Below are 12,142 nucleotides of genomic sequence, written 5' to 3'. Positions count from 1 at the left end.
TAAACAAATGCAAGAGCGAATTTTCCTCAGAAACACTCTGCGTGACTTTGCGCTAACCTCTGCGTCCCTCTGCGTTTCAAAAAGAAAACTAAATCATCAAATTCTCAAACACAGCCGCAGCACCCATTCCCCCACCAACACACATCGTCACCAAACCATAACGGACACTACGCCGTTTCATTTCGTGGAGGAGAGTAGCTGTGAGTTTCGCACCAGTGCAACCGAGAGGATGACCAAGGGCGATCGCACCACCATTGACATTGACAATTTCCTCGTTAAGTCCAAGTTTACGAATCACAGCCAAACTTTGAGCGGCAAAAGCTTCGTTGAGTTCGATTAAGCCAATGTCATTTAAAGTCAAACCCACTTGTTTTAAAACTTTAGGTACAGCTTCCACCGGGCCAATACCCATCACTTCTGGTGCGACACCCGCAACCGCATAGCCTAACATCTTACCCATAGGACGGACATCGAGCATCCGCATCATGCGATCGCTGATTACCACTGTTGCTGCTGCACCATCTGACATTTGCGATGAGTTACCGGCTGTCACACCACCACCCACACGAAATACAGGCGGTAATTTCATCAAGGCTTCCATACTGGTGTCAGGACGCGGCCCTTCATCCACCGTAAATACCTTTTCTATCGGTCGCGGAGTGCCATCAATATAGAGTATGTCCCGGACTTCGAGTGGTACGATTTCTTCTGTAAACCGACCTTGCCTGATCGCAACTAAAGCTTTTTGATGGGAACGCAAAGCAAAAGCATCCTGTTCTTGGCGGGAGATTTCGTAATACTGCATGACGTTTTCGGCTGTAATACCCATCGTGCAGTAAACCTTGGGCATATCTACCATCATTCTTGGGTTGGGGGCCAAATAATGTCCTCCCATCGGAATCAAACTCATAGATTCCGCACCACCCGCAACAATCACCTCCGCATGTCCTACCATAATTGCTTGGGTTGCCATTGCGATCGCTTGCAGTCCAGAAGCACAGAACCGATTCACCGTCATACCTGCCACAGAATCAGGTAAACCTGCACGTTGGGCAATTAACCGCCCAATATTAAATCCCTGTTCTGCTTCCGGAAAAGCACAACCCATAATGACATCATCAATGTATACAGGCTCTAAATCTTTAACTCGTTCAATGGCTGCTTTGACAACAACTGCACCCATATCATCTGGACGCATATTGTGTAACGTACCCCGTGGCGCTTTTCCTACAGGTGTGCGGACACTGCTGACTATATAGGCTTCTTTCATAAATAACTCCGACCAATGTTTAAATGTGTTGATCATTAAGGCAGGAGGCAGAGGACAGGAGGCAGGGGGCAGGAGGAAAGAATGAGGGCTGAAGGGAATTATTAAGACAGATGATAGATTTTCAAAGGTACAAGGGAATAATTAACGAATAAACTAAATAGTCGAAGAAAGAAGTAAGCGTTGGAAGATTAATTTTTTATCAATTCTTACTTCTTAATTTGAAAGCTTTCTGCCCTCTGCCGTTTATCTTCTGCCTTATTTAAAAACTTATGAGTTACAGAGAACAGTTTATTTGGAAAAGAAGTGTTGAATTAGCGGTTAACTGCTATGAATTAACACAAAAGTTTCCTCAATCAGAACTTTACGGTTTAACAAGTCAAATCAGACGTTCGGCTGTTTCTGTAGCTTCAAATATTGCAGAAGGATATGGACGTAAGAGTAAATCAGAATATATTCAATTTCTGCACATTGCTTTAGGCTCCTTACGAGAATTAGACACACAACTTATAATTGCCCAACAAGTTAAATTAACTGACCAGCAATTATTTAATCCTCTTATCCAGTCCGCCAAAGAAATGCAGAAAATCATGGTTACATCCATCAACAAACTCAAACATTAAACCTTTATTCTTTCCTCCTGCCCTCTGCCATCTCTACCTCCTTGGTGCCTTAATAATTCCCTTCTGCCCTCTGCCTCCTGCCCTCTGCCTTCTCTTAGTTTCTGAGAGGTTTCTTTGTCTTCAACATATAAGCAATCCGTTCCTGAGTTTTTGGTTGCTGTAATAGTGGTAAAAACGCCTCTGTTTCTAATCTCAATAAGTAGTTTTCATCAACCAAAGCAGGTACAGTCAATTCTCCGCCTGTCATCACATAAGCCAAGCGGCTTGCTAAATAACTGTCATACTCCGAAATAAAACCTCCTTGCTGCATGACATATACGGCGTGTTCCAACATTGCCCGCGCTGGACGACCTAGCACCATGACGGCGTTACGTTTTGGTGGTGGCATGTAACCTATGCGGTCTAAACACAGCACTTCCGCTTTCGCTACAGTTAAACGTCGATCAGCATTCATCACAATCTTGGTTGTTGGTGAGAGGAACCCTAATTCTTGTCCTTCATAGGCACTATTGGAAACCTTGGCCATGCCAACAGTTTCAAACACTTTTCGCAGGAAGGGTTGAATATCCTGTGGTGATTCGCTGACGGCTTTATCAGCTGCCCAAGTCACCATCCGCATGATGCCGCCACCTCCAGGAATCAAACCGACGCCGAGTTCTACTAGTCCAATGTAAGTTTCTGCGGCGGCGACTACATGAGGACAAGCCAAGACTAACTCACAACCTCCGCCTAAAACCCGTCCGACAATTGCAGCGACAATTGGTTTCGGGAAATATTTCATGCGTTGCAGTAACGTTTGGAACTTGACGATTAAATCAGCGATGCCTTTACCGTTATCTGTCTGGGCTAACATGGCCATTTCTGCCAAATTCGCCCCTCCAGAGAAGTTGGCACTGTCGTTACCTATAACTAATCCCCGATAATCACTATTTTCGACAATATCTAATACCTTGGCTAAGCCTTCTACTGCTTTTAAAGTCAGGGTATTGCCTTTAGAATGAAACTCGTACAAAACAACTCCATCGCCCAAGTTCAACAAAGAAGCTTCTGAGTTTTGCCACAAGATATTTTTGGCATCTTCTTTGATAGCTGCTATCTGAATTTCATCTGTTGGGGCTTTTGGTTGTTCGCTGATGCAGACTGCACAAGCATCGACTACCTTTTGTTCAGCCCAAGATAGTCTATCTTTTTGATAGAAACTTTGCACACCAGAATCGTGCATCTTTTCTACCCACTCAGGTACAGATATACCAGCAGCTTTCATATCTGCTAACACAGTTTCAAAGCCCAGGACATCCCAAATTTCAAACGGGCCGAGTTCCCAGCCGAAACCCCACCGGATTGCCCGGTCGATATCTGCTGGCCTGTCGGCAATTTCCGGGATGCGACGGGCGCTGTAACCCAGAATTTCTAATGTTAATTTGCGGAAGAAGATACCTGCACGACCAGAATCATGATAGAGTTTGCGTAAGCGATCGCCTAAATCATCAATTTTCCCAATTGCCTCAATCTCCCCTAAATCAAGCGATTTCGCTGCTTCGTAAGCCAGTGTCGTGGGATTAATCGAGAGAATTTCCTTACCTTGCTTTTTGTAAAATCCTTGACCTGTTTTTGCTCCTAACGACCCAGTTTCTACGAGTTTCTTCAGTAACTGTGGCACTCGAAAGACTTCCCGGCTTTCATCATCAGGAATAGCTGGGTAAAGGTTGTGTGCCACATACATCAAAGTATCTAACCCCACCAAATCAGCCGTGCGAAATGTCGCTGATTTCGGTCGTCCAGCAATCACCCCTGTTAATGTATCAATTTCTTCTATTGTGTAACCTTGCTCAGTCACACCCCGGATACCCAGCATAGTTGCATACATACCTATGCGGTTGGCTATAAAGTTGGGGGTATCTTTGGCTACTACTACGCCTTTACCAAGATGCATCCAAGCAAACCACTGCATTTTTTCCAGGATTTGCGGCTCAGTATCCGGTGTCTGAATTAACTCTAATAACTTTAAGTAGCGTGGCGGATTAAAAAAGTGAGTGCCTAAAAACCTCTTCCGAAAAGACTCAGACCGTCCTTGAGCAATTTCCTGAATAGGTAAGCCACTAGTATTAGTAGACACTACAGTATCATCATTAATTACACCTTCTACCCGCGCCATCAAATCTTGTTTAATAGCGAGATTTTCGACTACAACTTCTATTACCCAATCAACATCTGCAATGCGGTGAAAATGCTCGTCAAAATTCCCCAAAATAACGCGACGGGCTGTTTTTTCTGTAAATAAAATCGGTGGAGATTGCTTAATCGCTTTTTTAAAAGCTGTTTCTACGACATCATTTTTATTATCGCCTTGAGCCGCAATATCTAACAAATGAACTGTTAATCCTGCATTAGCTAAATGGGCGGCGATTTGTGAACCCATCACTCCCGCACCCAATACTGCGGCTTTTTGGAACGGCTTATACATACATCACCCTTCCTTCTTAAATTTTAGATTTTAGATTTTGGATTGAATAAATACCTAATTTTCAAAAATTCACTTAACCGATGCAAAAACCCTCTCTCACCCTCTTACCTTCGCGTACTTTGCGTACTTTGTGGTTCGTTTAAATCTTTCCTCATTCACCACAAGCGTAATAGCTAAGAACTCAGAGATTGAGCAAACACAGGACATGAAAATCTCTGATTCACCGGACATAAATTATCTATTTGTTCTATTGTGGCATTCTCGTTTCTTTGCATCCTCTTTTCTTCATATATTGCATTAATTTCTTGAGCAAATATCTCTAAAATTTTGACTCTATTTACCTCCTGATTTAATGCTATTAGTCCATTCTCAACAGTGAAATTAGCATTAACTAGCCGGAATTTTTTTACAGTTGACCAATGAGGCAAATGACAATTAGCTTCATCCACCAATCCTTGATATAAAGCCATGATGCAAGGATGCTGAAGTAATTCTTCAGTTGGTAAATCAATTCCTATTGATAAAGCCTGCTGCTGTAAATTATCTAAATTAGGAAAAATCAGCATGGCACAAAACTTGCGATCAGCACCTACAGTCACAGCTTTTGTTACTAAAGGAGATTTTTCTAACCTGCTTTCTATTGGTTGTGGTGTGACATACTTACCTGTAGAAAGTTTAAAACGGCTTTTCTTCAAACCAGTAATTTTGAGAAAACTATCAGATGTAAATTCCCCTAAGTCGCCTGTATGTAACCAACCTTCAGCGTCGATTAGGTGCTGGGTAGCTTGTGGGTTTTTGTAATAGCCTTGAGTAATGTAAGGACTTCTAGTGAGAATTTCCCCATCTTCGGCTATCGTAATTTCTACGCCAGCGATCGCTACACCTACAGTTCCAGCATGATTGAATTGGCCACGATTACAAGTTACGGCTGAACTAGTTTCTGTTAAACCATAGCCTTGCAAAATTTTTATTCCCGCAGCCGCAAATAAATTTGCAATTTCTGCTTTTAAAGTAGCACCTCCGCTAATTAAGTATTTTATATTGCTACCAAAAACAGCACGCCACTGTGAAAATACTAGCCTATCTGCCAATTTCAACATCAAAGCATATCGACGTTGTGGTATTTTTCCTAATTCATATTTCTGGGCTATTTTTATTGCCCAATTCATTACTGATTGAGATAAGGGAAGATAGAATTGACGCGCTGAAATAGAGTTGGGTGGCGAAAGTAAATGTGTTTTTAGGGCTCTTCCTGTTGTAGATAACCGCACAGTAGCTTCTCGCCAAGTAGCAAGCGAAGTTTTTCTCACCCAGTTGGTAGAAAACTTTAAGGATGACAATGTAATGTTAGGACGGGGCAATTTTACCCGTAGATGTTTTTCTTTTTTAATCTGTTTTTGATTTTTTTCTCCTGCTTCTAAAAGCTTGTTATAAACTTTTTCTAAAAGCAAAGGAACTGTAGCAAATATTGTTGGCTTGACTTCTTTGAGGTGTTTTAATACCCGATTAGAATTGCTGAAATAAATGCTGTGACCATATTTAATATGTCCATAGACAAGGACACGAGCAAAAACATGGGTTAACGGCAGAAAAGAAAGAACTATTTCCTCTGTTCCCAATCCTAAATCAGGTATTCCTGTAAACATTGCCACTGCATTGGCAGAGAGATTTTCATGGGTAAGCATTACCCCTTGCGGTTCTCCAGTAACTCCAGGAATATAAATAATTGTGACCAGGTCATTAGCTATCAGTTTGCCATTTAGTTCCTGAAAACTAAATTCAGAAATTTTTGTCCGTCCCTGAGAGCGAATTTCCTCCAGTGAAAAAACTTGAATACATTGCAGAATATCTATAACTGATTGTGCAGCTGACGCTGGTGAGTGTAATAGTGGTAGGGACAAACAAAAATTATCAGGAATTATCTTAATTTGATCATTGAGTGTTTTTTCATATTCCCTATTCTGTTCACAGGTTAATTGTTGTCGCCTTTGATGCCACTCAATCGGAACATCAGCAACTATTATTGTTTTGAGTTGGGTAGCATTTTGCAGGTAAGGAATGATTTGAGAGAGCAAGTCTAGATCAGAAATAATCAGCGCCTTGGCTTCTGTGTGCCGCAAAATGAAAATAATGTGTTCAATTGTTTGAGTTAAATCAATTGGTACATTCACCAAACCTGCAAGTAAGGAACCCATGTCAGCAATGCAAAAATAGACATCGCTGTGCATGAGTAAAGCAATGCGATCACCTGCTTCTAGTTGCAAATCCAGCAAGCCTAATGCCAATTCTGTGACAGTCGTGCGAAATTCGTGATTAGATAAAGCTTGCCAGCCTGTTTGTGTCAATTGATTGAAAGCACGGGAGTTAGGAGTGCGATCGCACGCTTCATCTAGTAAGGAAGGCAAAGTACGCCCTAACACTACTTCTCCAGAGTTGGGAGGCGCTTTATAGATCTGATTTGTACATAACATCATTCTCCAAGAAGAGTTTCTGACTCTTCCCCTCGTTATTAGTAAGAAAGGGAACTTTTAACAGGGAACAGGAAAATCAGATTATTTTTTCAGAAATCAAATAAGGGTTCCGTCAAGCAACCCTAAATCATTTATGAGATAGGAAAATATTTGCCTAGTTCCCAAGATGTTCTTTATTTGTTCTTTTCCTATGAAATAGGAAGGATAATCAATGATCTCAAGATTGTTGGGTTAAAGTTAATGCCAAATTAGGTACATTTAAGATGCATAATTGTTATACCTAAGTCTTGAAAAATACTAAATTTCTCCTTTCAAGTTTGTATCTATTAAAAATAGAATTCATCTCAGTTTTAGGCTTAGGCTTATTTCATGCCTACATGTCTTAAACTAAGGTCTTTTGTACTAATAATAATGTAGACCATGCTGGGGATCAACGACAAGCTTTGTATCTTTTTCGCAAAGAAACCCATCTAATGAATCAAAGGTTTGGTCTTGAAAGTAGGTATTTTTATCAGACACCTTGATGATTGATTTTCTATTTCTCCATCCAAATGTCTTTCTAGCCAATTCTCCAAATCTACAAGTATTTTTTGGTAATTGATATCCTGATGAAAGTCGTGGTAGTCGCCGGCATACTCATAGCTTTCTTTGTCAGGAAAGGCTATTTTTTGGAAAAATGCCACGCTGCCTTCTGGCGGTGTGATCTTATCGTCACTGCTATAGAGAATTAGCAAAGGCACTTGTAATTCACAAGCATGAGTTTCAACCCATTTTTCAGTGGCGAAAAACTCCGCAGCAAGTCGCGCACTACCATACTCATGCCTTAGTGGGTCTTGAATGGTGAGATAATTCTGACCTCGCAAATTTTTACCCTTATCAAAACCTACTTTCAGACTAAAGTTTGGCCAGACTTGTGAAAGCATTCGCCCCAGTGCCACTTTTAACAGAGGCAGGTTAACTTTTCCTAAAGCAGGTGCTGTTAGGATTAATCCCTGCAAGCTTTGAGGAAAGCGCAAGGCGTAATCTACAGCTATGACTGCGCCTAAACTATGACCCCACAAAAAATATGCACAACCAGAACTTTGTTCCTGAATATGTGTCAAAAAGGTATGCAAATCTTCTCGCAACTCTGCCCAGGAATTAATATGTCCTCGTTGTCCAGGCGATCGCCCATGTCCTCGTAGATCGAAAGCGTAGACAGCATAACCCAAAGGCAATAAATGCTGCACGGCATTGATAAATAATCCGCTATGCGCTCCCAAGCCGTGTACTATAGCAATAATTGCCCGTAATTCTCCCTCTGGCTGCCAGCTTTGATAATAAAGATTAAGCCCTCCTGCTCCTATGAAGGTTCCTTCGATGTGTGTCATTGCTGTACCTACCAAATGCGTTTTTCTACAATTCAGGCTCAAGACGCAATTGGAGTTTTTTGGTTGTAGTTTGTGCAATTAGTAGTCTTTCTAATGTAGCGATCGCTAAAGTTCTGCTACAAATTATGACAACTAATCAGCTATTACTTAGTTAAATTTTTACCGTAGATCTCCTCTTAACTATTTGGTCGCTACTTTACGGCGCTTACCAAGTTAAGCATCGATTCTACCTATGTAAAAATGTTAGCATCAGTAATCTGCGTCTTGAAACCTTGATACAAATTGATTCAGAAATTTGTTAGGTCTCAAAACTTAGGTTTTAAAAGCTATGGTGCATCTTTGTAATAACAAATATAGCTTATTTGTATCGAACAATCATCTAACGATTAGAGGATATAATAGTCCGCTTTGATTTGGGGAAATTAATCGTAGAGATAGGCAATAGGGAATAGGGAACTCTTAACAGGCACTCTTACAATAGGAAAGAAGACTCTTCGGTGTACCTAGCTTCGCAAACATCAAATAGGATTTCTATATAAAATAACTTATACGTAATATAAAATTATACAAGATCAATAAAGTTTGGTTGCAATTGCCTGCATTGTACATTTTTTCTCTATTTCCTATTGCAAGAGTACCTGTTACCTATCAAGGTGTAGGCGATCGCTATGTACGACTTTTAATCAGCTTTATTCCCTTTTAACACTTGATCTAGCAGGTTTCTAGCAGGTTGTGCTTTAGCCAATGCTGCTTGATGTTCACTATAAGTACGAACCAGACGAACAAGACCACTTACACCTGACTTGAGTTGCTCAAGTTCTTCACCAGCAAGCAATTCTCCATCAAGCATCCGCATCAGCAAAGGTTTAATGTCACCCACTTCCTGCCGGACTTTTTGCAGCTTTTCTACAGTACTTAGTAAGGTTTTTAGAGAATTCAATACGTCATCAATATCCTGGATCTCTTCCACTTGTTTAGGCGAATCTTTAATTGCTGCTGTATCTTCAGAATTTAAATTCTCTGATGAAACTTCCGCTGATGTTTCACCTTTAAAGCCGTTTGTCCGTGCCATCAACACTTCCTCAAGAAATTTTTCTCAGTTTATCATTTATTCCCAGTAACCAAAGATAGTATTGTTATAATTTGTTAGATACTATGCTCGTAGGATGGGCGGTACATTTGCTCAATCAAATACTCGCATTCGATGGTAAATTTGCTGTATCCTTGATGGGCTAATCTAATTTTCAATATTAAATTGAATAAAAGCTTTTCACGGATGATTTTGAAGATTCACTAAAATACTATATTAGTCTAATTTGGAAGCAATAGACCTTACAAAAATCTTTTTTCAAAAAAACTAACACCGATAAACACCGATAAACACCAATAAATATCGATAACATCAATGTACTCTGACTTAAGCCTATGAGCGCGTCTACATCTGCGTTTGTAATTAATAATTATCCTGATTTTTGCAGAAAATCTAATATTTAAAGCCTAAATTTTTGCCAATTTCTATTACTAAAAATTTTCATGGATATAACATTTTTCACTGTTTAGTAACCTGCAATAGCACTTTCTCAATACCATCAATCATTTTGTCTATAGTGAACTTGCCTAAAATATGCTCACGACACCTATAAGCTAAATGAAAATCACGATCTCTCCAATGAATAATCCGATTCAATTTATCTGCTAAATCTAGTTGATTACCAGGTTCAAACAGCCATTGTTGAAATTCTCCGGTCAAAACTTCGGGAATACCACCAATTCTGCTAGCTACCACAGGAGTTCCACAAGCCATTGATTCAATAATGACTCTGCCAAAAGGTTCTGACCATTGACTAGGTAAAACTGTGACATCACTAACTTGATAAAGGGAGACTGTATCTGCTACATGTCCCAAAAAATCCACTTTATTTTCTATACCTAAATCTATGGATAACCTTTCCAAGGAACGCTTGTATTTTTCACCTTCTTCCGGATGTTCTTTCCCATCAGCAGCAAAGTGAAGTATAGGATTTCCAGCAATCAATAACTTGGCATTAATACCACTTTTTATAAGTAAAGAAAAGGCTGCAATTAGCGTTTCTAATCCTTTATCTTTGTCCAATCTCCTACATATGATATTACTCTAATATTTTCTGATATTTTCCATTTCTTTCTAAGATTAAATAAGTTTTCTGAAAGTTTAAACTTTTCTGTATTAGTGCCATTATATACAATATCAATTTTATTCTCTTCAATGCCACATTGTACCCAAACGATCTTTGTTTGATTCGATACAGAAATAAATTTTTTTGCATTCTTAAAACCAAGTATTTTTTGATAGTTAAAATTGTTACTAAAAGGCGGAATTTGAAAATAACAAATAAAAGGGATGTTTTTCAGCAGAGATAAAACATAACCAAAAAAATGAAATCATAGGCATTGCAAAAATAACACTGTTTTTTGTTACTGGCATATTTATGGTACTAAAAATTCCAGACAAGAAATCCAATATTTCATTAATTTTATACCGATTAAATTCATAACTATTCACTTGTGATATATAATTACAAAATTTCCGATATTCTTTCAAAAGATTTCCTGATTTTAAATAAATCAGACTAATATTGTGTCCGCGTTGAGATAGTCCATTGCAAATCTCAAACATGTTTAATTCCTGTCCACCACGAAAAGAAGAAAGTTCGTTTTCTAAACCAATAAAATGCATAAGACTACCAATTTTATTTTCAAATTATTAGTAACTTTTTTTTGCACTACTACACTAGCTCCATAATTAATTTTTTTGCAGTTTTTGCAGCTACTGCCCAATTTAAACGAGATTGATATTCATGAAATGATGAGTGAGCTAATCTTTTATATTCATTATAATTAGACATGAGATCAGCAATATAATTAGAGTATTCTTTCACGCTAGAGTTAATTGCAAAAGTTTTTCCATTGACACCATCTTTGATAATAGTTGGTATACCACCAACATTTGTAGCTAAAGAAGGAAGTCCAAAAGAGTTGGCTTCACAAAAAACGTGTCCATAAGTTTCTGCTCTGGAAGGTACAATTAAGAAATGAGATGTACAAAATAATTCATTGATTTGCTTAATACCTTCTGTTGTATATTTATTAATAAAACCAAGAAATTTGACGTAATTGGGAAAGCTTTCACTTGTGGGAGGTTCGGAACCAACTACTATTAATTCTGTATTCAAGCCAACTTGATTTAATTCTTTAGCTACCTCTAGTACCGTATCTCCTCCTTTCCTTAACCAGTCAACTCCAATAAATAATAATCTACAATAACGTGTATTTTTAGATTTCAATATATTATTAATATCCTCATAGGTTCTATTACATTCTATATTTGCTCCCCAAGGAACTACTCTTATTTTAGATGGGTTAATTCCATAAATTTTGATAGCATTTTGAGCAGCCCAATCTGATAAAAATATCACTAATTTACTTCTATCTAATGCTGCTTTCTCTAAAGCATATACGTGTCTTTTGGACTCATTACAAAAATTGCTAAAAATAGAATAAAAATCAATTAATACTGTCTGAGGTGCATCTGTCCAGAGAACAATAGGCTGCTTACATTCGAGATATGCTATTGTTTGAGCATTCTCTGGGCATAGAACTATCTTTGCGCTGGAACTAGATAACTTTTTAGAAACTTGATCTGCATAGTCTCTGATCACTGCTGGATCTGCCCAGCAGGCATAAACTTTATGCAAAAATTTCCTATAAAATTTTCTCTTAAACCTATTTATAAATCTATATTCTTGCTTCAATGGTCCGATATAATCAAGTTGTACAGATTGCTTTTCTAAGTGTTGTGCTAAATGATAACCTGCTCCTCGAAGTCCTACTAAATTTTCAGGCCAATCCGAGTTGTCTAAAACATTATAACTAGTAACGTATGCTAGATGCATAAACTAATAAAATCT

At 38.7% G+C, this 12,142-nt stretch carries 9 protein-coding genes; 1 reads left to right on the top strand and 8 read right to left on the bottom strand.

Features of this window, described 5'->3' with window-relative positions; genetic code table 11:
- Window positions 1-88: 88 nt before the first annotated feature.
- On the bottom strand, window positions 89-1,270 hold the full coding sequence (locus RS893_RS18980) for an acetyl-CoA C-acyltransferase (protein ID WP_315786890.1): 1,182 nt from the start codon (window positions 1,268-1,270) through the stop codon (window positions 89-91).
- Between the two features lie 269 nt (window positions 1,271-1,539).
- On the opposite strand from RS893_RS18980, the gene RS893_RS18975 reads away from it, so the two are divergent.
- Entirely contained in the window at window positions 1,540-1,890 is a 351-nt protein-coding gene (locus RS893_RS18975) for a four helix bundle protein (RefSeq protein WP_315786887.1), read from the top strand.
- Window positions 1,891-1,984: 94 nt separating this feature from the next.
- Here the strand turns inward: RS893_RS18975 and RS893_RS18970 are convergent, their stop codons facing one another.
- From RS893_RS18970 to RS893_RS18940, 7 genes are all read right to left on the bottom strand, one after another.
- Complete coding sequence (locus tag RS893_RS18970) at window positions 1,985-4,354, bottom strand: 3-hydroxyacyl-CoA dehydrogenase/enoyl-CoA hydratase family protein (RefSeq protein ID WP_315786884.1); 2,370 nt, start codon at window positions 4,352-4,354, stop codon at window positions 1,985-1,987.
- A gap of 173 nt (window positions 4,355-4,527) precedes the next feature.
- Entirely contained in the window at window positions 4,528-6,828 is a 2,301-nt protein-coding gene (locus RS893_RS18965) for an AMP-dependent synthetase/ligase (RefSeq protein WP_396336373.1), read from the bottom strand.
- A 467-nt stretch (window positions 6,829-7,295) separates the two neighbouring features.
- Window positions 7,296-8,195 carry a lysophospholipase gene (locus tag RS893_RS18960; protein ID WP_315786881.1) on the bottom strand — a complete coding sequence of 300 codons (900 nt, stop codon included), beginning with the start codon at window positions 8,193-8,195 and terminating at the stop codon, window positions 7,296-7,298.
- A gap of 679 nt (window positions 8,196-8,874) precedes the next feature.
- A complete protein-coding gene (locus RS893_RS18955; protein WP_315786879.1) occupies window positions 8,875-9,267 on the bottom strand; it encodes a hypothetical protein in 393 nt (130 codons plus the stop codon).
- A 477-nt stretch (window positions 9,268-9,744) separates the two neighbouring features.
- Window positions 9,745-10,308 carry a glycosyltransferase family 4 protein gene (locus tag RS893_RS18950; RefSeq protein ID WP_315786876.1) on the bottom strand — a complete coding sequence of 188 codons (564 nt, stop codon included), beginning with the start codon at window positions 10,306-10,308 and terminating at the stop codon, window positions 9,745-9,747.
- 231 nt (window positions 10,309-10,539) lie between these two features.
- Window positions 10,540-10,911 carry a hypothetical protein gene (locus RS893_RS18945; RefSeq protein ID WP_315786873.1) on the bottom strand — a complete coding sequence of 124 codons (372 nt, stop codon included), beginning with the start codon at window positions 10,909-10,911 and terminating at the stop codon, window positions 10,540-10,542.
- 49 nt (window positions 10,912-10,960) lie between these two features.
- Complete coding sequence (locus tag RS893_RS18940; protein ID WP_315786870.1) at window positions 10,961-12,127, bottom strand: glycosyltransferase family 4 protein; 1,167 nt, start codon at window positions 12,125-12,127, stop codon at window positions 10,961-10,963.
- Between the last annotated feature and the right edge of the window lie 15 nt (window positions 12,128-12,142).

It is taken from the genome of Fischerella sp. JS2, from assembly GCF_032393985.1.
Taxonomy (GTDB): domain Bacteria; phylum Cyanobacteriota; class Cyanobacteriia; order Cyanobacteriales; family Nostocaceae; genus Fischerella.
Note: the sequence above shows the minus strand (reverse complement) of the source record. Positions and strands in the feature narration are given on the sequence as shown.

Coding starts and splice junctions, on each gene's coding strand:
- RS893_RS18955 (WP_315786879.1), bottom strand. CDS start 9,267: ATGGCACGGACAAACGGCTTTAAAGGTGAAACATCAGCGGAAGTTTCA.
- RS893_RS18940 (WP_315786870.1), bottom strand. CDS start 12,127: ATGCATCTAGCATACGTTACTAGTTATAATGTTTTAGACAACTCGGAT.
- RS893_RS18960 (WP_315786881.1), bottom strand. CDS start 8,195: ATGACACACATCGAAGGAACCTTCATAGGAGCAGGAGGGCTTAATCTT.
- RS893_RS18965 (WP_396336373.1), bottom strand. CDS start 6,828: ATGATGTTATGTACAAATCAGATCTATAAAGCGCCTCCCAACTCTGGA.
- RS893_RS18975 (WP_315786887.1), top strand. CDS start 1,540: ATGAGTTACAGAGAACAGTTTATTTGGAAAAGAAGTGTTGAATTAGCG.
- RS893_RS18945 (WP_315786873.1), bottom strand. CDS start 10,911: ATGCATTTTATTGGTTTAGAAAACGAACTTTCTTCTTTTCGTGGTGGA.
- RS893_RS18970 (WP_315786884.1), bottom strand. CDS start 4,354: ATGTATAAGCCGTTCCAAAAAGCCGCAGTATTGGGTGCGGGAGTGATG.
- RS893_RS18980 (WP_315786890.1), bottom strand. CDS start 1,270: ATGAAAGAAGCCTATATAGTCAGCAGTGTCCGCACACCTGTAGGAAAA.